The sequence below is a fragment of the Bacillus sp. 41-22 genome (genome assembly GCF_025809295.1).
Lineage (GTDB): Bacteria > Bacillota > Bacilli > Bacillales > Bacillaceae_G > Bacillus_A > Bacillus_A mycoides.
In genome coordinates, this window is the sequence record NZ_CP084035.1 from 4857396 (window position 1) to 4883934 (window position 26539).

Annotated in this window: 24 protein-coding genes and 1 other RNA gene; 5 read left to right on the forward strand and 20 right to left on the reverse strand. The window is 37.1% G+C overall.

Features of this window, described 5'->3' with window-relative positions; all coding sequences use genetic code 11:
- Positions 1–103 precede the first annotated feature (103 nt).
- The gene (locus tag LCF45_RS25090) at positions 104–1069 is read left to right on the forward strand and encodes a DUF4822 domain-containing protein (protein WP_078204127.1); all 966 of its coding nucleotides are present in this window, start codon (positions 104–106) and stop codon (positions 1067–1069) included.
- Positions 1070–1338: 269 nt separating this feature from the next.
- On the opposite strand, the gene LCF45_RS25095 is transcribed toward LCF45_RS25090, so the two are convergent.
- Positions 1339–1770 carry an Lrp/AsnC family transcriptional regulator gene (locus tag LCF45_RS25095; protein ID WP_002016035.1) on the reverse strand — a complete coding sequence of 144 codons (432 nt, stop codon included), beginning with the start codon at positions 1768–1770 and terminating at the stop codon, positions 1339–1341.
- Positions 1771–1937: 167 nt separating this feature from the next.
- Here LCF45_RS25095 and LCF45_RS25100 point away from each other — a divergent pair, with 167 nt between their 5' ends.
- The 3 genes from LCF45_RS25100 (at position 1938) to LCF45_RS25110 (ending at position 4408) form a co-directional block, all read left to right on the forward strand.
- On the forward strand, positions 1938–2519 hold the full coding sequence (locus LCF45_RS25100; RefSeq protein ID WP_263894354.1) for a beta-class carbonic anhydrase: 582 nt from the start codon (positions 1938–1940) through the stop codon (positions 2517–2519).
- Positions 2520–2550: 31 nt separating this feature from the next.
- On the forward strand, positions 2551–3000 hold the full coding sequence (gene cynS / locus LCF45_RS25105) for a cyanase (protein WP_001081567.1): 450 nt from the start codon (positions 2551–2553) through the stop codon (positions 2998–3000).
- A 127-nt stretch (positions 3001–3127) separates the two neighbouring features.
- Positions 3128–4408 carry a purine/pyrimidine permease gene (locus LCF45_RS25110; protein WP_078177986.1) on the forward strand — a complete coding sequence of 427 codons (1281 nt, stop codon included), beginning with the start codon at positions 3128–3130 and terminating at the stop codon, positions 4406–4408.
- A gap of 51 nt (positions 4409–4459) precedes the next feature.
- On the opposite strand, the gene alo is transcribed toward LCF45_RS25110, so the two are convergent.
- The 13 genes from alo to LCF45_RS25175 form a co-directional block, all read right to left on the reverse strand.
- The gene (alo, locus tag LCF45_RS25115) at positions 4460–5998 is read right to left on the reverse strand and encodes an anthrolysin O/cereolysin O family cholesterol-dependent cytolysin Alo (RefSeq protein ID WP_002016038.1); all 1539 of its coding nucleotides are present in this window, start codon (positions 5996–5998) and stop codon (positions 4460–4462) included.
- A gap of 566 nt (positions 5999–6564) precedes the next feature.
- Positions 6565–7317, reverse strand: a complete 753-nt coding sequence (locus LCF45_RS25120) for an iron ABC transporter ATP-binding protein (RefSeq protein WP_002139178.1) — start codon at positions 7315–7317, stop codon at positions 6565–6567.
- Positions 7314–8378 carry an iron chelate uptake ABC transporter family permease subunit gene (locus tag LCF45_RS25125; RefSeq protein WP_002089519.1) on the reverse strand — a complete coding sequence of 355 codons (1065 nt, stop codon included), beginning with the start codon at positions 8376–8378 and terminating at the stop codon, positions 7314–7316. The genes LCF45_RS25120 and LCF45_RS25125 overlap by 4 nt, the downstream gene beginning before the upstream one ends.
- A complete protein-coding gene (locus tag LCF45_RS25130) occupies positions 8375–9391 on the reverse strand; it encodes an ABC transporter permease (protein ID WP_002166486.1) in 1017 nt (338 codons plus the stop codon). The genes LCF45_RS25125 and LCF45_RS25130 overlap by 4 nt, the downstream gene beginning before the upstream one ends.
- A gap of 19 nt (positions 9392–9410) precedes the next feature.
- Positions 9411–10424 (reverse strand): siderophore ABC transporter substrate-binding protein, encoded by a 1014-nt coding sequence (locus LCF45_RS25135; protein ID WP_044439325.1) that lies wholly within the window; start codon positions 10422–10424, stop codon positions 9411–9413.
- A gap of 431 nt (positions 10425–10855) precedes the next feature.
- Positions 10856–11533, reverse strand: a complete 678-nt coding sequence (locus LCF45_RS25140) for a response regulator transcription factor (RefSeq protein WP_002034688.1) — start codon at positions 11531–11533, stop codon at positions 10856–10858.
- A gap of 382 nt (positions 11534–11915) precedes the next feature.
- Positions 11916–12270: a transfer-messenger RNA gene (gene ssrA / locus LCF45_RS25145) on the reverse strand.
- Between the two features lie 125 nt (positions 12271–12395).
- On the reverse strand, positions 12396–12863 hold the full coding sequence (gene smpB, locus LCF45_RS25150) for an SsrA-binding protein (protein ID WP_002034685.1): 468 nt from the start codon (positions 12861–12863) through the stop codon (positions 12396–12398).
- A gap of 336 nt (positions 12864–13199) precedes the next feature.
- Complete coding sequence (gene rnr / locus LCF45_RS25155) at positions 13200–15626, reverse strand: ribonuclease R (RefSeq protein WP_412838330.1); 2427 nt, start codon at positions 15624–15626, stop codon at positions 13200–13202.
- A 222-nt stretch (positions 15627–15848) separates the two neighbouring features.
- Positions 15849–16589: an alpha/beta hydrolase gene (locus LCF45_RS25160; RefSeq protein ID WP_162836430.1), complete on the reverse strand. Its 741-nt coding sequence runs from the start codon at positions 16587–16589 to the stop codon at positions 15849–15851.
- 161 nt (positions 16590–16750) lie between these two features.
- A complete protein-coding gene (secG, locus tag LCF45_RS25165) occupies positions 16751–16984 on the reverse strand; it encodes a preprotein translocase subunit SecG (RefSeq protein WP_002016062.1) in 234 nt (77 codons plus the stop codon).
- 94 nt (positions 16985–17078) lie between these two features.
- On the reverse strand, positions 17079–17771 hold the full coding sequence (locus LCF45_RS25170; RefSeq protein WP_002129877.1) for an LrgB family protein: 693 nt from the start codon (positions 17769–17771) through the stop codon (positions 17079–17081).
- Positions 17768–18145: a CidA/LrgA family holin-like protein gene (locus LCF45_RS25175; RefSeq protein ID WP_170935229.1), complete on the reverse strand. Its 378-nt coding sequence runs from the start codon at positions 18143–18145 to the stop codon at positions 17768–17770. Before LCF45_RS25175 ends, LCF45_RS25170 begins: the two co-directional genes overlap by 4 nt.
- Positions 18146–18431: 286 nt before the next feature.
- Between LCF45_RS25175 and LCF45_RS25180 the strand changes: the two genes are divergently transcribed.
- Positions 18432–19382 (forward strand): nucleoside hydrolase, encoded by a 951-nt coding sequence (locus tag LCF45_RS25180; protein WP_263894356.1) that lies wholly within the window; start codon positions 18432–18434, stop codon positions 19380–19382.
- Between the two features lie 50 nt (positions 19383–19432).
- Here the strand turns inward: LCF45_RS25180 and eno are convergent, their stop codons facing one another.
- From eno to cggR, 6 genes are all read right to left on the reverse strand, one after another.
- Positions 19433–20728, reverse strand: coding sequence for a phosphopyruvate hydratase (gene eno / locus LCF45_RS25185; RefSeq protein ID WP_002034740.1), 1296 nt, complete (start codon positions 20726–20728; stop codon positions 19433–19435).
- 30 nt (positions 20729–20758) lie between these two features.
- Positions 20759–22288 carry a 2,3-bisphosphoglycerate-independent phosphoglycerate mutase gene (gene gpmI, locus LCF45_RS25190; RefSeq protein ID WP_050001007.1) on the reverse strand — a complete coding sequence of 510 codons (1530 nt, stop codon included), beginning with the start codon at positions 22286–22288 and terminating at the stop codon, positions 20759–20761.
- On the reverse strand, positions 22285–23040 hold the full coding sequence (gene tpiA, locus LCF45_RS25195) for a triose-phosphate isomerase (RefSeq protein ID WP_002016069.1): 756 nt from the start codon (positions 23038–23040) through the stop codon (positions 22285–22287). The genes gpmI and tpiA overlap by 4 nt, the downstream gene beginning before the upstream one ends.
- A gap of 32 nt (positions 23041–23072) precedes the next feature.
- Positions 23073–24257: a phosphoglycerate kinase gene (locus tag LCF45_RS25200; protein ID WP_002016070.1), complete on the reverse strand. Its 1185-nt coding sequence runs from the start codon at positions 24255–24257 to the stop codon at positions 23073–23075.
- Positions 24258–24396: 139 nt separating this feature from the next.
- Positions 24397–25401, reverse strand: a complete 1005-nt coding sequence (gene gap / locus LCF45_RS25205; RefSeq protein WP_002016071.1) for a type I glyceraldehyde-3-phosphate dehydrogenase — start codon at positions 25399–25401, stop codon at positions 24397–24399.
- Between the two features lie 26 nt (positions 25402–25427).
- Positions 25428–26456: a gapA transcriptional regulator CggR gene (gene cggR, locus LCF45_RS25210; RefSeq protein WP_002089545.1), complete on the reverse strand. Its 1029-nt coding sequence runs from the start codon at positions 26454–26456 to the stop codon at positions 25428–25430.
- Positions 26457–26539 lie beyond the last annotated feature (83 nt).

Consider the following 26539-nt stretch of genomic DNA (forward strand, 5'->3'; position numbering starts at 1 on the left):
CTCCCACCTGAATCTTTTCATATAACAAAAATTTAAAAGGACGAACTGCTACTATAATCGCAAACCGTACTAACTAAAATCATACAATAAGGAGACGATAAAAATGAATAAAAAAACAAAAGTACTATCATCCATACTGCTAGGATTCACATTAGCATTAACAGGTTGCGCTGGCACGAAAGCTGAAGAAAATCATAGTAAACAAAAACAAGAACAAGCTGCGAAAGATACTAAAAAGGAAAATAAGTTAACTAAAGGGCAAAAAATGGCTAATATTCTTAGCGAGACAAATTGGCAAGGTACAAGAGTGTATGACAAAGATAAAAATGACTTAACGAAAGAAAATGCAAACTTCATTGGTCTTGCAAAATATGATGCGAAGTCAGGAAGATATGAATTTTTTGATGCTAAGACTGGTGCAAGCCGTGGCGATAAAGGAACTTTCTTTGTCACAAATGATGGGAAGAAAAGAATATTAATTTCAGAATCAATGAAGTATCAAGCTGTTGTTAACATGACAAAGCTAAATAAAAATGTATTTACCTATAAAAGAATAGGGAAAGATGCTAACGGTAAAGATGTAGAAGTTTTCGTTGAACATGTTCCATATAAAGAAAAAGAGCTTTCTTTCACGGATCCGGATAAGCAGCTAAACTCTACTACAGGTGATATCGTTAAAAACGTGGATGGAGATAAAATTTTAGGCGGAACCCTTTGGCATGGAACAAAGGTATTAGATGAAGCCGGTAATGATGTAACGCAGTTTAATTCGAATTTTATAAGTCTAGCAAAATTTGATGACAAGTCTAATAAATACGAGTTCTTCAATAGCGAAACAGGTCAAAGCCGCAGTGATTATGGCTACTTCGATGTTGTACATGAAAATAAAATAAGAGCTCATGTTTCAATTGGAAATAATAAATATGGTGCGGCTCTTGAACTTACTGAACTGAATAATAAGAAATTTACGTATAAAAGAACTGGTAAAGACCAAGTGGGTAAAGACATAACTATATTCGTTGAACATGAGCCTTATAAAGGTGATATAAAACCACAATTTAGCTTTTAAAAACGTTTGATTACAAATCCTGTACTGAGCTGCAGGATTTTTTTAAAGAAAAATCATTTATGATTCCCTTGAAAAAAATTGTCTTATATCCCCCTCAACAATTCAGCACGATTGTTGAATATAATATCTCTCATTTTTTTAACAGCTTTAAAAAGCCTTACTACACATAAATTGTAGTAAGGCTCCGACTATTTAAGATAAAAATTTTATTATCTCTATACAAATAAGGTTTAGCAAATAATGTTACTATAACCTCAAAAAAAGAAATCTTATTTTAACTTTCCTATTGATAAGTTAACACGATAATTCCCATACTTTAATAGTCGCCCCAGAAAGTTATCCAATTCTTCATTAGAAGCAAAATGTGTTTTTAATAAATAACATCCCTCACCACTTATACGGTCTACTTCAGAAATCCCTTCTTCTTTTTGAAAGAAATTCATAAACTCTTGATGATTAGCTGTTGTTACGAATAAAGTAACAAATGCAGTCACTACTTGTCCTAATTTGATTCGGTTTATTGCGATTGTATATTGTTCAATAATCCCTAAATCCTCTAATCTTCGAATTCGATTTCCTACAGCCTGCCCCGTCATATGTATTTTTTGACCAAGTTCTTTCCATTGTATTCTTGAGTTTTCTCCTAATAATTTCAGTATCTCAAAATCTGTTTGATCAATGATATAAACCAATCCTTTCATCGTGAAAGTAGAAAGCCAGAAAGTGTTTCGCCAACTTATTCTGCTTGTCGATACAATTCACTATACTTAGTTTATCCTCTTACATCACATTGTTTATCAGTTATATTTACTTATAACACAGAGGACGCAACAAAAAAATACATCTAGATTTAAAGGAGGTTACAAATATGTTATTACAAGAGATTTTATCGTTCAATGAACAATTTGTAGAAAATAAAGAATACGCTCCTCGTGAAGCGACAAAACTGCCTAAAAAACGTATGGTTGTTGTTTCTTGCATGGACGCTCGTTTAATTGAGCTACTTCCAAAAGCTTTAGATATACACGATGGTGATGCAAAAGTTATCAGAAATGCAGGTGGTAAAATTGCTTCTGCTTTCGATAGTGTTATGCAAAGTGTTGTCGCATCAGTATATGATCTAAATGCAGATGAAATCTTCCTTATCGGACACCAAAGATGTGGTGCGAGCCAAACTAATCCAAAAGGAACACTTCAAAAAATATTAGATCGTGGAGTAGCTTCACCAGAAATTTTATCAGCGATTGAATATGCTGGTGTTGACTTTGAAAAATGGTTATTTGGATTCGATGATGTCAACGGTTCAACTCAGGCTAATGTTGATTTAGTAAGAAATCATCCACTTATTCCAAAAGATGTTCCTGTACATGGTTTAGTTATTGATCCTCACACAGGTAAATTAGACTTAATAGTTGATGGATATAAAGCATTAAATGGTATGAAAAATTAATTATTACTTAAATGAAGGGAAGTTATTAGATATGAATAGACAAGAAGCTACACAAAAAATTATGGAAGCAAAAATTGCAAAAGGTTTAACATGGGAAGAAATTTCAAAAGTAAGTGAAAACTCTGAGACTTGGGTTGTAACAGCGTTATTAGGACAAGCTACAATGACACGTCCAGAAGCAGAAAAAATCGGTAAACTATTAGAATTAGATGAAGAAGTAGTTCAAGCATTAACAGTAGTTCCACTTAGAGGTCAAGTAATGCAAATGCCTCCTACTGACCCAATCTTATATCGATTATATGAAATGATGTTACAATACGCACCGACTCTTAGAGAATTAATTCTAGAAAAAGCTGGCGAAGGTGTAATGAGTGCAATTAACTTCAATCTAGGTGTGGACACACAAGAAGATCCAAAAGGTGGCGACCCTCGTATCGTGATTACACTTAACGGGAAATTCTTACCGTTCCGTACATGGTAATTAATTAAAAATCTATCTATATAATTAAAGTGATTTTATAGATTTATAAAATCCATCCTTTTTAATCTAGCTGTATAGAAAGGATGGATTTTTACTATGAGATTCTTTTTATACAAGGGAGAATAATATGAATAAAAAATACGTCGATACGAGCTTTAGTATTCTACAGTGGTTTGTGTTTTTATTAGCAAATGCAATTGCATTGCCTATCATTATTGGTGGCATATTCCATTTATCAATAGAAGATATCTCAACATTAATGCAACGAACTTTTTTAGTTGTAGGAGTAAGTTCATTTATACAAGCATGGTTTGGGCATCGCTATCCCATAGCGGATGGGCCAGCCGGTTCATGGGTAAGTATATTTGTCATATTGGGACAAGTCGCTATGCATCAGGGACAAAGTGCAAAGGATGTATTACAACTTTTAGAAGGCGGATTAATTATTGCAGGTATATTACTCTTCACGCTTGGTATAACAGGGCTTGTACATCGAACCTTGCGTTTATTTACCCCTTTAGTTACAGGAACTTTTCTTTTAATATTATCTCTTCAGCTTAGTGGTGTGTTACTAAAAGGAATGATGGGATTACAAGGAGCTGTAACTCATCCTGATTATACAACGGCTACTATTGCGCTCTTTGTTTTTGCGCTTATTACTTTCTTATCAATTAAAGGGAAAGGATGGATGAAAAGTTACGCTGTGTTACTTGGAATTTCATGTGGTTGGCTTTTGTATGCTGTATTAGGAAAATCATCTCATCTGCCTTCACACACACCGTTAGTTAAGTTACCAGAGATATTCGCTTGGGGCATGCCTAGGTTCGATATTGGAATGGCTCTAACTGCAACTTTATTTACATTTCTTTTAGTTGCAAATACAATCGCTGCTATTTCGGCTGTAAAACAAGTGGCTCCGTTATCTAAAGAAAATGAAAAGCAAATACTGAACCGCGGCGTGTGGGCCGGAGGTATATCGCATATTATCTCGTCGTTGTTTTCTACAATTGGAATTGTACCATTACCTGCATCAGCAGGATTTATTCAACTAACAGGACAAAGAAAAGTGAAGTCGTTCCTTATAGCAAGTCTTATATTAGCAGGAATTTCTTTTATTCCTTCAATTGTAAACTTTATATCCTTACTACCAGGTCCTATTGCTAATGCCGCACTTTTAGCAACATTTGTCCAAGTAATAGGCATTTCATTTCAATCCATTTTACGTGAAGAATTAAATCAACGCCGATTAACAATATTAGGAATTTCATTATTAATCAGTTTGGGAATAATGTTTCTTCCAGAAAGTGCATTTAGCGGAATTCCTTCTTCCTTACAATATGTTTTAAGTAATGGATTACTTGTGGGTACCATGCTTGTCATTCTATTGGAACAGTTTTGGAAAGAGTAAAATTTGTGACTAAGTAAAAAAGCGCCCTGCTTACAGGGCGCCTTTTTATACCTAATGACTAATACTAGCAGTTGGGTATAATGTTGTTCCTCCAATTGAAACTTTTATTTCATTTGTTAATGGAACATTTTGTTCATTAATAATTGTTCTCCACCATTCCCATGCAAGACCAGTACATTCTCTTGCTACGATTTTTATATTTTTTGAATTTGGTGGAAGAGGGATAACTGTAGAGTAATGAGCCGTTTTGTCTTTGCCGCTACCATCCCATGTTTTATGTGTTAGTACTTCTTTACCATTTTGATCAAATGTGAATTCATCCCAAGATACATCAAATTGCGCAACGTAAGCACCGTAATGATCCAGTGTCATTTTAGCACTTGAATATTCTGTAGTTGTCGTCTCGATATAATCTGTATTGTTATGAACAGCAGCAGTTGCATTATCTTTTAAAAAAGTACTTGTATATGAAATTGGGTATGCTGGATTTTTAAGACTTAATTCAGCATTATCTTTAATGATATTTCGGATTTCATTGAAATCTTTAGTAACAACCTTGTTATGCTCTTTCGCATCTCCGCCTAATACTACAGCAGTAAAGGTACTTTCTTCAAAAATATCTTTGTACTGTCCATTCGTTTCGACGCTGTTATTCTTAAGTAAGGCTTTAAAAGCAGCTTGTACATCTTTGCTCTTAGATGTTGTTTCTAATTTTACATAAACAGTTCTACCATAAGCTACATTTGAGACCATAACAGGTGGAGCCGAATTACTTACACCTTTACGAGTTAACTCACCAAAAGTAACACTATTATCAAAAAGATCGGATGGATTGTTAGGTAGTTCAGCACTTACGGTATAAAATATTTGCTTATATGCCGCTACCATCACTTTTTTCTCTCCATTTGCAACCGCATTAAAATCAATGTTTAGACTGTTATCAAGATATTTAGCGTTAACGTTAAGGGCACTTGCGATTTGTGATTTACTATAAACCATAGATTCTGTATACTGCATTCTTGCAGGTAACGTATGTGTTTTAGAATACTTTTCATTCCAAGTAGATACTAAATCATCTACTGCTCCAGCCACATTACCATATGTCGGATTTTGGACAGTAATTGTATTTTCTTTTCTCATGCCAGGCAAGTCTATACTAATATTCAAAGGCTTTCTCTTAGCCACTAATAAACTCGGTTGATTGTCTGCAAAAGCTTTATTTGCAAGTTGTACCGCTCCTGGATACGTACGATTCACCACAGAATCAATAATCGAAATATCGACTGGTGAAGTTGTAAGTGATTTTTTCTCGCGTTCCACTACTACAAATTTACCATTTGAATTGATACTTTCTTTCGGAACAAAACTCTCTACCTTATCACCATTTACAGCTAAAACCTCTTGATTATTATATTTAAGATTTGCTATACCAGTATCAATGCCACTAGCATTTTTGGTTACATCAGTTGTATTACCTGCTTGTGTTTCTGCGAAGGAAATAGATGAATAATTAATAGTGCATAGACTAACTAATAAACACGCAAGGAACTTTCTTCTTTTAGTGTTTTTCTTAATATTCAGAAAAATCACCCCGTTCTTTTTTAGTAAGATATGATAATGATTGATAAATGATAGCTAACTAATAAACCTACATAAATGCTTTCAAAAGTTCTTGAATTAACGGGATTACGCCACCTACAAATTTCAAAACTGCCATTGCGATTTCCATATTATTTCCTCCTTTTTTATTGCTACGAAAATGTGATTTATCTTTATGCCCTCATTATAGTGACCCCTTACACTTTTATCAATACACTCTTATATGCAATATTACATACAAAAAAAACAAGCTGAATTCTTATAAAAAGTTATACAAAGATAAATTTTACGTTTGGTAAATACTTGAAAATACGAAGCGTTCTTTGCATTTCATGAGTAATTTACAAGTTTATTGTTGGAAGCATCGCAGGACCGGAAGTAATGAAATACATGCAGGACTGTTACGAGCAGCCAGAAATATTAAGAGTTATCATGGGCAACCGCATTAAAAAAAGCTGCTGCCTATAAAATACAGACAGCAACTTCAACTAGAGTAGCTGGCATGATTTACGCAAGCTACAGTATTTTTTGACATACTCATTTTTTACACTTTGTAACTAATAAACAGCAATTGGCCCATAAGGACCATTGATAATTTCTATTTTTGTTTCAAAAATATCTGTCAAAATTTCCGGGTCCATAACCTCTTCTACTGTTCCAAAAGCAGCAATTTGTCCATCCTTCATAGCACAAATTTTATCCGAATATTTGGCTGCAAAATTTATGTCATGCATAACAGTCAAAATTGTTCTTCCAAATTCATTAGCTGCACGTCTCAAATGCTCCATCATTTGAACAGAACGAGCAACATCAAGGTTGTTCAGAGGCTCGTCCAAAAGTACATATTCAGTCTCTTGGCACAATACCATCGCTACATATGCCCTTTGTCTTTGACCACCAGAAAGCTCATCTAAATATCTATTCTCTAAATTAGTTAAATCTAGAAAATCGATATATTTAGAAATAATAGCTTCATCCTCTTTAGTTAATCTTCCCTTTGAATAAGGAAAGCGCCCAAATCCAACTAATTGTCTAACAGTAAGCCTAGTTACAAAATGATTCTCTTGTCGCAATATAGTCAAAACTTTTGCTAAGTCTTTTGATTTGGATTCAGAAACATCCATATTTGCTACCTGAATTTGGCCTTCATCCATATCTAAAAGTCTTCCAATCATCAATAGTGTCGTTGACTTTCCAGCGCCATTTGGTCCAATTAAAGAAGTAAAGCCCGCTTTTGGTATTTCAATATCCAAAGGTCCTATTTTCACCTTATCAGTATAGAACTTTTTAACATTATCAATTTTTATCATAAAGCCCTCTTCCTTAAAACTATAGTTAAGAATATTATTCCACCAAATAATTCAATAATAACTGAAACTACACCTTGAGCATGGAATACATGATACATTAAAAAGTATGCACTCGTCATTATCAAAAATCCTATTGCAAAAGCCATTGGAAAAATATATCTATGATCATAAGTTGACGCCGCCTGATAACTCAAAGTTGCTACTAAAAAGCCGTAGAAAGTAAGTGGCCCAATTAGAGCTGTTGAAATGGACATCAAAATAGCAACTAATACAAGCGTATAAATTACACTAGGTTGATATTTAACTCCAAAAGAAGTAGCAACATCCTTTCCTAGTGACAAAACATTCAAATTCTTAGAATGAGCAAAAATTAATACTGCTACAATTATGATCATAGGAATTACAATAGGAAAATATGCAGGATCTGCGTGATTAACAGAACCAAATAATTTCGCTTGTAAAATATCAAACTCTGAAGGCGCAAGTAGCTTTCTCATAAAAGTTGACACAGAATTTAGTCCGGTACCAATAATAATTCCAACTAAAAGCATAAGTTGTAAATTCCCGTATTTACCGGAAAGTAACCATCCATAAAGTATCAAACTCATGAAGACCATAACAACAACTTGGAATACAAACGATCCAATTCCATTAAAGTTTATTAATGCACTAGCACCAAAGAAGAATATTGTACTCGTATGAATTGCTGAATAAAGTGATTCGAAACCTAAAAGCGAAGGAGTAATAATCTTATTGTTCGTAATAGATTGGAAAGCAACTGTCGACAAGCTATGGCAAACTGCAGCAATAATCATCGCAACAATGGCTATTATCCTTCTCTTAACAACTGGGATAAAAGAAGGTGAATCTATCGGAACTGGATTGTTATAAACTAAAAGTCCATATGAAGAAAGGAGACCTAAAGCGATCAATGTTATCAGTACAATCCAATAACGTCTTGCCTCCTTCTTAGAACGAAAAGCGCTAGCTGATCTACTTTCATTATGAAGGCTAGAATCGATTTCGACATTTTCTTTATTTCTATAGTCTAATGTGATCATCGCAGCCTCCTTGGTTTTCTTTTTCTCAATAAAATAGTAATAAATACGACTGCTCCCACTGTTGCAAGTATTAAAGAAACAGGTACTTCAAAAGGCTTTATAATTGTTCGAGAAATGATGTCACAGGCAGTTATTGTCCCCATTCCGATCACACATACCCAAGGTAAATTACTCCTAAGATCATCTCCCCTAAACATTGAAACAATGTTTGGAACAATTAATCCCAAGAAAGGTAAGTTTCCAATAACAGCTGCAACAATTCCAACTGCAACAGAGATAAGGCCAGTCCCAAAAAGAACAATTCTATTGTAATTAACTCCAAGGCTTGTTGCGACATCTTCTCCTAGTCCAGCTAAAGTCAATCTATTAGCATACATAAAAATAAGCAAAGTAACGATAACAATCAGCCATAAATATTCATATCTTCCCACCTGAACGGTAGCAAATGAACCTACGAACCAAGTTTCAATACTTTGCGTCATTTGAAAAAGGAGTCCCAAAAAAGTAGACACTGCAGAAATAACTGCTCCAAGCATCAATCCAATAATCGGGACGATTAAAGACGAACGAAGTTTAACTCTTCTTAAAAATAGAAAGAAAATCATAGTTCCTATAAAAGAAAAAATGATTGCACCAGTCATTCTTTGAACTAACGTCGGGGCAGGAAATAATAAATATACAAAAAGCAGGCCTAAGCCTGACCATTCAATAGTCCCCGTTGTAGTAGGTTCAACAAAACGATTCTGTGTAATTAATTGCATTACGAGCCCTGCCATCGCCATTGCAGCTCCAGTAAGCATTAATGCAACTGTTCTCGGAACACGAGTGATGAAAAACATCTCCATTCCGTCCTCTTGTCCACGTATATCATAAACTCCAGTAAACAGTGATATAATCCCTAAAATTATAACAACTATAATCGCTATTATAAAAGGTTTTGTCCATATTTTATTGTGATTATAAAACTGGGGTTGAGAAATATTCTCAACCCTAGAAATCATATTTTTTGACACTGTTTCGTACTCCTTTACACTACTTAGCTAAAGTTTTTGCGATATTTCCAAATAACTCTATATAAGTCTCAATTGATTCATTTGTGTAAGTATCTGCTGGTGCATAAATAACTTGTTTTTTAGAAACAGCAGTTGTGTTTTGAAGAGCAGGTGATTTAGAAATAACATCTTGAGCAGGAGCTGAAGTAGCAGCATCAGATGTTGCAGCATCACGATCTAATACGAAAAGCCAATCAGGATTTGTTTGTGCAATAGCTTCAACAGAAACGTCATCACCTTTATGACCTGCAGTAGAATTAGACACTTCTAGTGCTGGAGTCCAACCGAAAATCTCATACATTGGTCCCCAAACGCGACCAGAGTGAGGAGCAGCAAAACCAATATTCCCACCAGTAACGATAACACTCATAACTTTATCTTTTCCATTATAAGCAGATTTTACATTTTCAATAGATTTATCAAAATCAGCTACTAATTTTTTAGCCTCTTTATCTTTATCAAAGATTTTTCCTAAAGAAATTGTAGAATCTTTAAGTCCTTTTACTAAGTTTTCTCCAGGCTTAGTAGCTTTCTCAGAAACATCAACATTAAGATCAATAACAGCTGCATTTGGCACTAATTTTTTGATTTCTTCGTAATGGCCAGCAAATCTTTGACCAACGATTACAAGTTCAGGGTTTGCCGCTGCAATAATTTCAAGATTTGGTTCGCGGTGATTTCCAATATTTTGAACTTTGCTATCCTTTACATATGCTGAATCTGCAGGCATTACATCCTTTGGAGCAGCCGCTAATTTAATTCCCCAATCAGCTAAAGTTTCAAAAGTTCTATTATCTAAAGCAACTACATTTTTTGGATTTACAGGGACTTTAACAGTTCCATGTGCATCAGTGATTTCAACCGTTTTTGGCTTATCACTACTATCACCTTTATTAGCTTTCGAAGTTTCCTTACTTGAATCTGAGCAAGCTACTAACATTAAAGTGAAAATTGCTAGAATACTTACTAATTTTAAAAGCATAGTTTTTTTCATACGTATACTCCTTATAATGTAATTTAGTTTGAAAATGATAACGTCCATAGATTAAATTAGATAGTAACTTTTATGCATCTAAATTGCTATTGATAATCATTTTCATTTGAACATCCTGTTAATAAGTATAGTCATTAATTATGTGAAAATCTTGTGAATGGTGTGAGTTAATAAAATTAAACATACATTAGATACAGTCTCATCTAATGCGCACCAGAGTCATCCCCCACACGTACTAATCAATAGATTGGGCACCTTATAAACCATGATTTCTACTGCAAAAAAAATGCCCATGAATAGCTAATTTTTTCATAATCCATTGCCTGGTAGCAATCTTCTTTTTATAGTTTCCGTCTTTTAATATTTCACAGAAACTATTTGATTATCAGGTTTAATAGAAAAAACTGTACTTTACCTATTATCTTATTTTATCATTCAATCATTGAATAGCCCCTGCCATGTATCGTTTGAATATATCTATCTCTCTTCTCGCACTTTAATTTTTTTCTTACATACCCAATATATAAATCCACTACATTGGGATTGACTACTACGTTATATCCCCAAACCTGGTTCAAAAGCATTTCACGGCTCAATATTGTATTTTTATTCTTGATTAAAAATACAAGTAAATCGTACTCGCGCTTAGTAAGCGTGAGATTTTTACCACCTTTTTTCACAATATTGCTAGATGCATCAACAAAGAGATCTTTAAACTGAAAAAAGTTTGTCTCATTTTGCTGGATACAGTCACTTCTCCTTAAAATAGCTTGAACCCTCGCTACTAATTCTTCTTTCACAAATGGTTTTCTAATATAATCATCTGCTCCTGCTTGTAGCCCTGCTATACAATCCTTGCTAGAAATATTGTCGGTCACAATAATTATCGGTGTCGTTTTAACAAGTCGTATTTGTCTACAAATTTCTGGTCCCGATATACTTAATGAATCCCAATCCAATATGATAATATCCCAATCTTGTTCATATACTATATTTAAACCTTGGTTTTCATTGTGAAGTTTTAAAATGAAATAGCCCTCTTGCGTTAGACCGCTTACGATTTTCTTTGCAAAAGACCGTTCATTCTTAATTACTAACACCTGCTTCACCGATGGTTCACCTCTACTTCAATATAACTTAGTTGGATAAAAAGTTATCTCCAAAAAATAATTTAAGATTTATAAATATTAAATCCCTAAAAAAAGCCATTATAACAGCTTATTAGGAGAACTCTATATAATCTTACAATAGATATGGATAAAAACACAAAATATATGAAGATTTAAATACATATTATTTAATCATTAAGAGCAACTATATTATCTAGCTGCTTATTATCAATAACTATTCCCTCAGTTTCTGTTTCAAGGGTACCGTCCTCAACTTAAGCATTTTATAAAACCACAAAACAAAAAGAACCATCCCCCCGCCACTCTGGCAAAGTTATGGTTCATATCATACAAAATAAAAAACCACCAAACAGTTATGTATTGGTGGAGACGGTGGGAGTCGAACCCACGTCCAAAAATATCGGCACTTAAGCTTCTACGAGTGTAGTCGATATATTAGCATTTCGCGAACTCTTCGGCCTATCGACAGGCTTCCAAGTTGCTAGTCTGATTGTTCTCTTCCTTCGCCCTCAGACGGCGAACTCCGGCGTAGTCCACTTAGTTTGAGTCCCTTACCCTACCACATGGACGATGGAGGGAGGAACCTTTAGTGCAATTAAGCAGCTAAAGAAAGATTGTTTTGTTTGCCAATTATAGGCTTTGACGTTTTAACGAGGCCGATCCCCTCGACTCGCAACCTAAGCTCGAACTATCCCTGTCGAATCCGTAACGTCCCCATGATAAAAATGGAGCATACGAAGAAATATCGTGATAGCTACTAAGAGCTGTTTTTCAATGTGCAACAATCTTACATAAGTTATTATATCATACGCGCGCCGTTTTACAAATGTAAATATCTGTATTACATCTTTTGACGATCACGGAACACGCGTGCAATTTCACGTTTAGCTTCTTTCTCTTTTAAATCGTGACGCTTATCATATTGCTTCTTACCTTTTGCTAAACCAAGTGCCATTTTCGCAAATCCATTTTTCAAATAGATTCTAACTGGAACTAATGCATATCCTGTTTCTTTTGCGTAACCTGCTAGCTTATCAATTTCTTTTTTATGAAGAAGTAACTTCCTTGTACGTAGCGGATCGTGATTGAAACGATTCCCTTGTTCATATGTATTAATATGCATATTATGAACCCATACTTCACCGTTATGTATACGTGCAAACGCATCTTTCAAGTTCACGCGTCCAGCGCGAATCGACTTAATTTCCGTTCCTTGAAGGACAAGCCCTACTTCGTATGTTTCTTCGATGAAATAATCATGAAATGCCTTTTTATTTTGCGCAATAACCTTACCTGTACCTTTTGGCATATAACGTCCCTCCTCTATTTTTACTATTGTAACAAATGTAAACAAAAAGCGAAAGTGGCTCGCTCAGAATGTGAGGTGGATGGAGCTTCTGACCTTGAGGCGTTCTTTGCCTCCTGGGAAGAAGCGAAGCCACCAAACATTCTAGCCACTGTAGCTGGATTCAACAAAAAGCGAAAGTGGCTCGCTCAGAATGTGAGGTGGATGGAGCTTCTGACCTTGAGGCGCTCTTTGCCTCCTGGAAAGAAGCGAAGCCACCGAACATTCTAGCCACTGTAGCTGGATTCAACAAAAAGCGAAAGTGGCTCGCTCAGAATGTAAGGCGAAGCCACTCTTTTCTTACTTGCGCTTTTTCTTTTTCTTCTTGAATCCTGGTACATTTTCAAAGAATCCTTTTTTCTTCTTACCATTACTATTACCATCTTTTTTCCCTGGCTGACTAGCGGATGTGGATGCAGATGCAGATGCAGATGCTTTTCCTTTTCCTTGTCCACCACGATCAAACTTTCTTCCTGTGCCGCGTTCACCACCGCGCTCATTACTACGTTCGCTACGTCCACCGCGTTTCTTTCTGCCTGTTCTTGGCTGTTCAATCACAACTGGACGATCTTTGAACTTACGACGAGGTGTGCCTTTCATGCCAACGATTTCAAAGTCGATTGCACGCTCGTCTTTATTTACGTTAATAACACGAATTGTAATTTCGTCACCGATGCGGAATACGTTACCTGTACGTTCTCCAATCATCGCAAAATGTTTTTCGTCATAACGGTAGTAATCATCTGTTAAATAGCTAACGTGTACAAGACCTTCAATTGTATTTGGAAGCTCTACGAATAAACCGAAGTTTGTTACAGAGCTAATCATACCGTCATACTCTTCACCGATCTTATCGACCATATACTCTGCTTTTTTCATTTCGTCTGTTTCACGCTCTGCTTCAACAGCGCGGCGTTCCATATTAGAAGAGTGCTCTGCAATCTCAGGTAAGTTTTCACGCCATTTCGCTTGCGTTTCGTTGTCTACTTTACCATTAATGATGTATTCACGAATCAATCTATGAACAATCGTATCTGGGTAACGACGAATTGGCGATGTGAAATGCGTGTAGAACTCAGTTGATAAACCAAAATGTCCTAAGCTGTTCGAATCGTAACGTGCTTGCTTCATAGAACGAAGCATAACTGTTGAAATGACTATTTCTTCCGGCTGACCTTGAACCATTTCAAGAATTTGCTGCAATGCACGAGGGTGTATTTCATTCGCACGTCCCTTTACTGCATATCCGAAGTTTGTTACAAACTCGAAGAAACGCTCAAGCTTATCTTCTTTCGGATCTTCATGGACACGGTACATAAACGGTACGTTCATCCAGTGGAAATGCTCCGCTACTGTTTCGTTCGCAACAAGCATAAACTCTTCAATTAACTTCTCTGATACAGAACGATCACGCATTACAACATCAGTCGGTTTTCCTTCTTCATCTACTAGTACTTTCGCTTCTTTAAAGTCAAAGTCAATCGCACCACGGCTCATACGTTTTTCACGTAAAATTTGTGCTAACTGCCCCATTTCTTTAAACATTGGTACTAGCGGCTCGTAACGTTCAATTAGTGCTTCGTCTTCATCTTCTAAAATGCTTCTTACGTCAGCATACGTCATACGCTCTGTCGTTTTAATTACACTTTGGAAAATCTCGTGTTTTACAACATCACCTAGATTGTTGATTTCCATTTCACAAGATAGTGTCAGACGGTCTACTTTCGGATTTAATGAACAAATACCGTTTGATAAACGATGTGGAATCATCGGAATTACACGGTCTACAAGATATACACTCGTTGCTCTCTCTGCTGCTTCAACATCAATTGGAGAACCTTCTTGAACGTAATGACTTACATCCGCAATATGAACGCCAAGCTTATAGTTACCGTTCTCAAGCTTCGTTACTGTAACAGCGTCATCTAAGTCTTTCGCATCCGCACCATCAATTGTAACAATCATTTGATCACGTAAATCACGACGATCTTTTATATCTTCTTCTGAAATCGTTTCTGGTACACTGTTTGCATGCTCCATCACTTCTTCAGGGAATGCTAAAGGTAAATGATGTTTATGAATGACAGATAAAATATCTACTCCTGGGTCATTTTTATGACCTAGAATTTGAATAACTTCACCTTCTGCGCTTAAACGGTTCTCTGGGTAGCCCGTAATTTTCACAACTACTTTATGGCCTTCTACAGCGCCCATAGATGCACTTTTCAAGATAAAAATGTCACTTGTCCAGCGTTTATTATCAGGTATAACAAATCCAAAGTTCTTTGACTCTGTATATGTACCAACTAGTTCCTTCGTTCCACGCTCTAAAATACGAACAATCGCGCCTTCTTGGCGTGATCCACTTGATTGTGCGCTAACACGTGCTAATACTGTATCACCATGAAGTGCACCATTTAATTCTGTCGGCGGGATGAAAAGATCATCATCTCCTGTTTTCTTCTCTTCTGGAACGACGAACGCAAAACCACGTGCGTGCCCAATTAATTTACCGCGTACTAAATTCATTTTTTCTGGAAGACCGTAGCGGTTACTACGTGTGCGGATAACAAGCCCCTTCTCTTCCATCATTACAAGTGCCTTTACAAAATCTTTAAAGCCCTCAGAGCCTTCGATTCCAAATGCCGATTCTAATTCTTGTATCGTTAACGGTTTATACGCTTCTTCCCTCATAAATAATAACAACTTATCAATATGTTCTTGCATGATTTCTTCCAAGCAGAAATACCTCCTTTAAACCCTTATATTATTTAGTGTATCCGAAAGATGGGGGATGTATAAAGTGAAACTTTAATCATCTCCCAATGATTTTTTACAGCTTTCATAAAGTGTAACTTTAACCAGTGGTTTTTTGTCCGTCCCCACTGATTATTAGCCCACAAATAGCGGGATAAAAATTCCCTTATGAAAAAAAGAGGCAACTAGACCTTACCAATCTAGTTGCTCCAAGAAGTTATATACATCCTCATGTAGCACATCACGTTCTTTATCAAGTGTAATGACATGCGTAGAGTCTTCATACCATTTAATGTCTTTTAACGTAGATTCTACACCGTTATAAATAATGTTAGCACTATCTGTATTAATCATCTCATCATGACGTGCTTGTACAACGAATGTTGGAGCATAAATCATATCAACATTATTGCGTACGTCACGAATCAACTCCTGTAATGCTTTTAATGTATTCATTGGTGTCTGTTTAAATTCAAACATTTCCTGCTCAATTCGTTCTGGTGATTTTTGCTCACGCTTTTTATATTCGCGGGCATATGCCAATATACCTTGGTACATAATTTCTTCACTTTTAATGTACATCGGTGCACACATTGGTACAACACCTAAAATCGGTAATGTATAAGCAAGTTTTAATGAGAATACTCCGCCTAATGATAATCCAACCGCAGCTATTTTCTCGTAACCTTGATCTTTTAAATGCTGGTAGGCATTCATTACATCTTTCCACCAGTCTTCAGGGCCTGTATGAACAAGCTCTTCTGGTGGTACACCGTGTCCTTTGTAAATTGGCGCATGACAAGTATAGCCTTTCTTCTCTAAGAAACGCCCTAGCATGCGTACGTCAGCTGAGTTCCCTGTGAATCCATGTAATAATAAAACAGCGCGGTCTCCACCTTCAAATGTAAATGGTTTCGGAGATGCTAATTTCATCATGTACTTCTCCTCTTTCTCTTCTGTAATCTAGTCGTATTCTTTCTATTCTTAGTGTACCATATTTATAATTCTATAATCTAATTAGAAACTTTTTTTGAATAACAAATCAAAAAAAGAAGAACCATTAGCATAATCCGCTAACGCTTCTTCTTTTAATTTTATAAATTTAAGTACGTAACACCAATTGTTAGTACGAAGAATAGTACAGCTAAGACAACTGTAACACGGTTTAATACCGCTTCAATTCCACGTGCTTTTTGCTTACCAAACAATTGCTCTGCACCACCTGAAATAGCGCCTGAAAGGCCTGAGCTATTACTAGACTGCATAAGTACCATAACAATCATTAAAATCGATACAATAATAAGTAAAACTGATAATAACGTATGCACTTGGCGTACCTCCTACAAAGATTCAGTTATTTTAAATGTAGCATAAATCCTATAGAAAAGCGAGAGCTATAGAATCGCTCTCGCTTTTCTTCTATTACATGAACATCATTGCGAATAACGGTCCAAGCAAACATGTCAAAATTGCTGTTAATGTCATTGTTACCGATCCAATAACACCTTCATGCTCATTATTTTTCATCGCTCTCATAACACCCATAATATGAGACGCACATCCAAAGCCAATCCCTTTACCAACTGAGTTTGTAACACGGCTCCATTTTAATAAAATTGGTCCTGAAATCGTTCCAGTAATCCCTGCGATAACGACGAATGCCGCTGTTAAGGACGGGACACCACCAACTTGTTCAGATACACTCATCGCAACTGGCATTGTCACTGATTTTGGTAAAGAAGATAAAATTAAGCTTTTATCTGTTCCCATAAGTGTGGCGATAGCGAAATCACTTGCAATAGCAACTGTTGTACCTACTAATACACCACCAGCAATTGGTACAACATATTTTTGTAGAACATGACGTTGTTTATAAAGCGGGATTGCAAATGCTACAACACCTGGTCCTAGTAGCTTCGCAATCCAGCCACCACCACTTTCCATATAATTTTGATATGGTATATCAAGCATTATAAATAAGAAAGCCATTAATCCTGTTGCAACAAGCATTGGAATGGTAAATGGTGTTGGAAATAATTTGTAGATTTTTTTAGATAATTGATATAATAGCACCGTAAAAAGAACCCAACCGATTCCGATTAATATTTGGCTCATTGTGTCTCTTTTTCCTTTCTATTCGCAAGATATTGTCCTGTATGTCCTGCGACAATAATAATTAAAAACGTACTCGCTACAACTGTAATGAAAAGGGAAATTCCTTTACTCATAAAAAAAGCACCGTAATTCATTAAGCCAAGCGTTGGCGGAATTAATAAAAACGGCATAATAGCAACGAGTGTTTCTGCTCCTAAATCAAACCATTTCACTGGAAGTACTTTTAGGCTAAGCAAAACAAGTAGGAGGAACATCCCAATCAAACTTCCTGGAATCGGAAGATTCAACATTTCTTGCACCCAATTTCCAACGATATAAAATACATAAAGAGCAGCAATTTGGACAAGAATCTTTGTAAGTTTCATGTTCATCATCCCTCATGTTTATACGATCTTCTGTTAATATCCTTATCATAGTATAAATTGTAAAAACCTGCAATTTATCAAATCGACAACGAAAACCCACTATATTATACGCTTACACCCTTGATATGACTGCGTTTCCTAATGTAATTTACGTCAAAAACCTTGACCTAATATATAAAGTTTATATTTTCTGAATTTTGATGGTTATTATTTTAATAAAACAAAATCCTTCACTCCATTTTTATTCTGCCTTCTCTCTAGCACACATATATATATAAAGATAGGTGGTGAACGTATGTCTAAAAAAATTCTCATTTTTTGTGATCCTGAAATCGACGATGCGATAGCCCTCCTCCTCGCATTCTTTATCGATGAAATTGAAATTGTTGGGATTGTCGCTGATTACGGCAATGTTCCAAAAGAAATGGCCGTACAAAATGCTCATTTTCTTAAACAAAAATCAAGAAATAGAGATATGAAAATATTTGGTGGTTCAGACCGTCCTCTCAATGGAGGTTCACCCGCTTTTTTTACTAATATTCACGGTAAAGAAGGGTTAGGGCCAATCATCCCAAATGAAAAGTTACAAAACGGAGAAATGGAGAATTTTTTTGAAGTTATCCCTCTTATCGAGCAGTATAAAGACGAACTAATCATTGTAAGTTTAGGGCGACTCACTTCCCTAGCTGCTTTATTTATTTTATGTAAAAACTTAATGCAGCAAATTAAATCTTATTATGTAATGGGTGGTTCCTTTCTGCACCCAGGCAATGTAACTCCCGTATCAGAAGCGAATTTTTATGGCGATCCAATCGCGGCTAACATTGTATTACAATCTGCATCCAACATGTACATATACCCGTTAAATGTAACTCAGTATTCCATCGTTACACCTGATATGGCTGAATATATTGAGGCGAAAGGAAAGGCTTCTCTCGTCAAACCTCTATTCGATCATTACTACTATGGATATTACGAAAAAATTTTACCACAATTAAAAGGCTGCCCTTTTCATGACACGATACCGATATTAGCTTTACTTGATAATTCTATGTTTACCTACTACAAATCACCAATTACCGTCATGACCGAATCTTACGCTCAAGGAGCAAGCATCGGTGATTTCCGCTCTTTAGTAGGATCAAACCCATTCACCAATCGGCCCTCGCAGCAAATTGCTATCGATTTTGATTATAATCTCTTCTTTAAATACTTCATGTCACTTATGACAGACGAACAATTTTAGCCAAAAAAAACAGACCGTGATTTCTCACGGTCTGTCGTTATTTTCTACAATTATCGTTTGATATTGTAGAAAGATTGTAAACCAGCGTAAACAGCGATTTCGCCTAGCTCGTCTTCGATACGTAATAATTGGTTGTACTTAGCAATACGGTCAGTACGGCTCATAGAACCAGTTTTGATTTGGCCAGCGTTAGTTGCAACTGCGATGTCAGCGATTGTAGCATCTTCAGTTTCACCAGAACGGTGAGATACAACTGCTGTGTAACCAGCACGTTTAGCCATTTCGATTGCTTCGAAAGTCTCAGTTAAAGTACCGATTTGGTTAACTTTAATTAAGATTGAGTTAGAGATACCTTTTTCGATACCTTCAGCAAGTTTTTGAGTGTTAGTTACGAATAAATCGTCACCAACTAATTGTACTTTATCACCGATACGCTCAGTTAATAATTTGTGACCATCCCAGTCGTTTTCGTCTAAACCATCTTCAATAGAGATGATTGGGAAGTCTTTGCAAAGCTCTTCGTAGAAATCAACCATTTCTGCAGAAGTTAAGCCAGTACGGCCTTCGCCTGCAAGGTCATATTTACCAGTTTCTTTGTTGTAGAACTCAGAAGAAGCAACGTCCATTCCTAAGAATACGTTCTCGCCAGCTTTGTAACCAGCTTTTTCGATAGCTTCGATGATTACTTCTAATGCTTCACGGTTAGAACCAAGGTTTGGAGCGAATCCACCTTCGTCACCTACTGCAGTGTTAAGACCTTTGTCATGTAATACAGCTTTAAGTGCATGGAATACTTCAGCACCCATACGGATTGATTCTTTGAATGTTGGAGCACCAACTGGTAAGATCATGAACTCTTGGAAGTCAACGTTGTTATCAGCGTGAGAACCACCGTTGATGATGTTCATCATTGGAGTTGGTAATTGTTTTGCATTGAATCCACCAAGGTAACGGTATAATGGAAGACCTACGAAGTCAGCTGCTGCGTGAGCTACTGCCATAGATACACCAAGGATAGCGTTAGCACCTAGTTTACCTTTGTTTGGAGTGCCATCTAATTCGATCATAGCACGGTCGATACCAGCTTGGTCAGTTACGTCGAAACCAACGATTTCTGGAGCGATTGCTTCGTTAACGTTGTTTACTGCGTTAAGAACACCTTTACCAAGGTAACGAGATTTGTCACCGTCACGTAATTCTACTGCTTCGTGCTCACCAGTAGATGCACCACTTGGTACGATAGCGCGTCCGAATGCGCCGCTTTCTGTGTAAACTTCTACTTCTACAGTTGGGTTACCACGAGAGTCAAGGACTTCGCGAGCATAAACATCAATAATTGTTGACATAATAAATTCTCTCCTTTTTATATAAGCAAATTATTTAATAATTGTTTTACCTGTCATTTCTTTCGGTTGTTCCACATTTAAAAGTGTAAGCATTGTTGGGGCGATATCTCCTAAAATACCACCTTCACGAAGCTCTACATCATTTTTTGTAACGATGAAAGGAACCGGGTTAGTTGTATGAGCTGTCATTGGTCCACCTTCAGCAGTTAACTCCTGATCGGCATTACCATGGTCAGCAGTAATAAGTGCTACACCATCTTTTGCAAGAATCGCTTCTACAACTTTTCCTAAACATTCGTCAGTTGCTTCTACTGCTTTAATTGTTGGTTCCATCATCCCAGAATGGCCAACCATATCACAGTTTGCAAAGTTAAGAATGATAACATCATGTTTATCATTTTCAATGTCATTTACTAAAGCGTCCGTTACTTCATAAATGCTCATTTCAGGTTTCAAGTCATACGTTGCAACCTTCGGTGAGTTAATTAAAATACGCTCTTCTCCTGGGAATTCAGCCTCACGACCACCGCTAAAGAAGAATGTAACGTGCGGATACTTTTCAGTTTCCGCGATGCGAAGTTGCTTTAATCCCGCTTGCGCAACAACTTCACCTAATGTGTTATCAAGGTTCATTGGCTTGAATGCCACGTAACCATCTACAGTTTCACTGAAATGTGTCATACAAACGAATTCAGGAATGTGAGGTACTTTTTCACCACGATCGAACTCACGGAAGTCTTCGTTTGTAAATACACGAGCAATTTGAATTGCACGGTCTGGACGGAAGTTATAGAAGATAACTGCATCATCATTATTGATTGTTGCAACTGGCGTGTCATCTTCGTTAACAATTACAGACGGCAATACGAATTCATCATGAATACCATTTGCATAAGAGTCTTCTACACACTCTTCTGCTGATTTATAAGTAGGGCCTTCACCATTCACCATAGCACGGTAACATTTTTCTACGCGATCCCAGCGCTTGTCACGGTCCATGGAGTAATAACGACCAGAGATAGTCGCGAATTGTCCTACTCCTGTTTCTTTAATTACTTCATTTGTTGCATCGATATAACCTTTTGCTGTTTGTGGTCCAACATCGCGGCCATCTAAGAATGCATGGATATATACTTTCTCCACGCCTTCTTTTGCTGCTAAGCGAAGAAGAGCAAACATATGGTTCATGTGACTGTGCACACCACCATCAGAAAGTAAACCGAATAAATGAAGAGCAGTACCTTTTTCTTTCACGCTTTTAATTGCATTTTGGAAAGTTTCATTCTGATCGAACTCACCTTCACGAATTGCAACGTTTACGCGTGTTAAGCTTTGATATACGATGCGGCCAGCACCGATATTTAAGTGACCAACCTCTGAGTTACCCATTTGACCTTCTGGAAGACCTACTTCCTCACCAGAAGCTGTAAGCGTTGTGTGAGGGAATTTGTTCCAGTAACCATCAAAATTAGGTTTCTTAGCTTGTGCTACAGCATTCCCGTAAGTTTCTTCACGTAGTCCGAAACCATCAAGAATGATTAAAGCTGTTGGCTTTCTCATTTTACCGCCCCCAGAAGACCTAAGAACGAAGCAGGCTCTAAGCTAGCACCGCCAACTAAAGCACCGTCGATGTCAGATTGTGCCATATACTCTTTAATGTTTTCTGGTTTTACGCTACCGCCGTATTGAATACGAACAGCTTCTGCAGCTTCTGGAGAAACAGCTTCTGCAACAACTTTACGGATGTGCGCACATACTTCATTTGCATCTGCAGAAGAAGAAGATTTACCTGTACCGATAGCCCAGATTGGCTCATAAGCGATAACAGTTACTTTAACTTGCTCTTCTGTTAAACCTGCAAGTGCTTTTGTTACTTGACCTGCTACTAGATCAAATGTTTTTCCGCTTTCGCGCTCTTCTAAAGTCTCACCACAACAAACGATTGGTGTTAAACCATGTTCAAATGCTGCAAGAGTCTTTTTATTTACTGACTCGTCTGTTTCAGCAAACATTTCACGACGCTCAGAGTGGCCAAGTACTACGTAGCCTACTTTTAAGTCGCTAAGTGCTACTGGGCTAATTTCGCCAGTGAATGCACCATTTTTTTCGAAGTGCATGTTTTGTGCACCTACTTGTAAGTCAGTTCCTTCAGCCTTTGCTACTAAGCGCTCTAAGAATAGAGCTGGCGAACAAACTACTGCATCAACAGCTGAAGCTGCTGGGATTTGACCTTTAACTTCCTCTACGAAGCTAACTGCTTCAGATAGAGTTTTATTCATTTTCCAGTTACCTGCGATAATTGGTTTACGCATGCTTTGCACCGTCCTTTTTCTTTGGCTGCTACTTATTTGTCGTTAAGACACACTACACCTGGAAGTTCTTTACCTTCCATGAATTCTAATGACGCACCGCCGCCAGTAGAAATGTGGCTCATTTTATCAGCCATACCGAATTTTTCAACAGCTGCTGCAGAGTCACCACCGCCGATAACAGAGTATGTATCTTCTGCATCTGCTAATGCTTGCCCTACTGCTTTTGTACCTTCTGCGAATGGAGTCATTTCGAATACACCCATTGGTCCATTCCATACAACAAGCTTAGAGTTTTTAATTACATCTGCATAAATTTCACGTGTTTTAGGACCGATGTCCACGCCTTCCCATGTAGAAGGGATAGAGTCGATACCAACGATTTGAGTTGTTGCAGTTTCAGAGAATTCCTCTGTGATTACAACATCAACTGGCATATAGAAGTTTACGCCTTTTTCTTTTGCAAGTTGCATAAATTCTTTAGCTAGTTCAATTTTGTCGTTTTCACATAGAGATAGACCAATTTCATGACCTAATGCTTTAACGAATGTGTAAGCAAGTCCGCCACCGATGATTAAGTTATCTACTTTGTCTAATAGATGACGAATTACACCGATTTTATCTTTTACTTTCGCACCACCGATGATAGCTGTGAATGGACGTTCTGGGTTAGAAAGTGCTTTACCTAATACATCTAACTCTTTTTCCATTAATAAACCAGATACTGCTGGTAGGTAGTCTGCGATTCCTGCTGTAGAAGCGTGAGCACGGTGAGCTGCACCGAATGCATCGTTTACGAAGATATCAGCAAGAGCTGCAAATTCTTTCGCAAGTTCTGCATCGTTCTTTTCTTCGCCCGCATAGAAACGTACGTTTTCAAGAACTAATACGTCGCCTTCGTTCATTGCTGCAACCATTTCTTGTGCAACTGGTCCGAATGCTTCGTCCGCTTTTTTAACATCTTTACCAAGAAGCTCGCCTAAACGTGCTGCTACTGGAGTAAGACGTAATTCTTCTACTGCTTGACCTTTTGGACGGCCTAAATGACTTGCTAAAATTACTTTCGCACCTTGCTCTATTAAATATTGAATTGTAGGAAGAGCTGCACGGATACGAGTTTCATCTGTAATTTTGCCTTCTTTCATAGGTACGTTGAAATCAACGCGGCAAAATACACGCTTACCTTTTAAATCTACGTCACGAATTGATTTTTTGTTCATTGGATTTCCCTCCGACTACTAGTTAGGATTGACAAAACCCATTCAAAAGCTTAACACATTTGCTTCTAAAACGAAAGAAGAGAGAGAGGGAACAAACCCTCTCCCTCGTTTTGTCATTGATTGCTTATATACTTAAGAATTAAAGACCTTTAGAAGTCATGTATGCAGCTAGGTCTACTACGCGGTTAGAGTAACCAGTTTCGTTATCGTACCAAGAAAGTACTTTAACCATGTTACCTTCCATTACCATTGTAGATAATGCATCGATTGTAGAAGAAGCTGTACATCCGTTATAGTCGATAGATACTAATGGCTCTTCGCTGTATCCAAGGATACCTTTTAATTCGCCTTCAGAAGCTGCTTTGAATGCTGCGTTTACATCTTCAACTGTTACTTCTTTGTCAAGTTCAACAACTAAGTCAACAAGAGAAACGTTAGCAGTTGGAACACGTACAGCGCCGCCGTTTAATTTACCTTTAAGTTCTGGTAATACTAATGCTACAGCTTTAGCAGCACCAGTAGATGTTGGGATCATGTTTTCAGCTGCTGCACGAGCACGACGTAAATCTTTGTGTGGTAAGTCTAAGATTTGTTGGTCGTTAGTGTAAGAGTGAATTGTTGTCATCATTCCGCGTTTTACGCCGAATTTTTCGTTTAATACTTTAGCGAATGGAGCTAGACAGTTTGTAGTACAAGAAGCATTAGATACTACGTTGTGGTTAGCTGCATCGTATTGTTCATGGTTAACACCCATAACTACAGTGATATCTTCGTCAGAAGCTGGAGCTGAGATGATAACTTTCTTAACTGATCCACCTAAGTGTTTCTCAGCGTCTGATTTTTTAGTGAAACGGCCAGTAGATTCTACTACTACTTCTACTCCGTAGTCGCTCCATGGTAATTGAGCTGGGTCACGCTCAGCGATAACTTTAATTTCTTTACCGTTAACAACGATGCTGTTTTCGTTAGCAGATACTTCTGCATTTAAAGTTCCGTGAACTGTATCATATTTTAAAAGGTGAGCTAATGTTTTAGCATCTGTTAAGTCGTTGATTGCTACTACTTCTACCTCAGAGTTGTTAAGAGCTGCGCGGAATACGTTACGTCCGATACGTCCAAATCCATTAATACCAATTTTAGTCATTTAAATTTCCTCCTTGGGGGATTATATTAAAGGGTAATACCCTTTGTTAATTGTTTTGCTGCACCTTCATCTGTAATTAGAATTGAAGTGTGCCCTTGCTTTATTACAGCCTGTATTGCTTTTGCTTTTGAAGAACCTCCAGCGACTGCGACAACGTGAGATACATGTTGTAAATCTTCAAGTTGCATACCAACTGTTCTTACTTTATGAACAACATTTCCTTGTTCATTAAAGTAGTAACCGAAAGCTTCGCCAACTGCTTCGCTTGCCTGAATCTTTAACCAATCTGCTTCTGAAGTATTTCTGCGACGTGCCATTGTTAACGCATCACCAATTCCATGAATGACGATATTGGAAGATCGAATCAACTCAAGAACTTCTTTCACGGAGGGCTCGGTTACAATAGACGCATATGCTTCGCTACTAACGTGATCTGGAACATACAATAAGCGATAATTACTCATCGTATTTTGTGCCATTTTGGCGCAAATGGTATTGGCTTCTAACTCGACACCTTCTCCAATTCCACCACGTGCTGGGACAAATAGCATATGTAAATCTTTGCAATCAAGTTGCATCATGTCCGCAGCAGCAGCTAGCGTAGTTCCTCCAGCCACAGCAACGATATTATTCACTGTCAGACGGTCTTTTATACAAGTCACACAAGCACGGCCCATCTCCAGTTTGACCCAAGGTGATTCATCACTATCACCAGGGACAACGAAAACTTCATCCAAGTCTAATGTTTCCTTAAGTTGTTTTTCTAAAACCTTTAACCCGGAAATTTCTTTCATAAAGTCTTCCAAAGCAAGAACTAAAGCTGTTCCTTCTTCTGTCAAAGTCATTCCAGAAGAAGCGACGTGAACTAAGTTTTGTTCTTTCAAAACTTGAACTTCACTTCGCAATACTCGTTCTGTCATACCGAGACTTGCAGATAAGTTTCTTCTTCCAATCGGCTGCATAAGCCTAATGTACTGAAGCACTTGCATTCTCGTTTGCATAACAGGTAGCAGATCAGGTAATAATTTTTTTGTGTTCTGAATCCATGAGCGCATATCTTTTCTCCTCACTACATCGGTTCATTTCCCTTCGTGGTCAATTTATGTCCCGTAGTGACATTTTGTGTCCCACTTAGGTT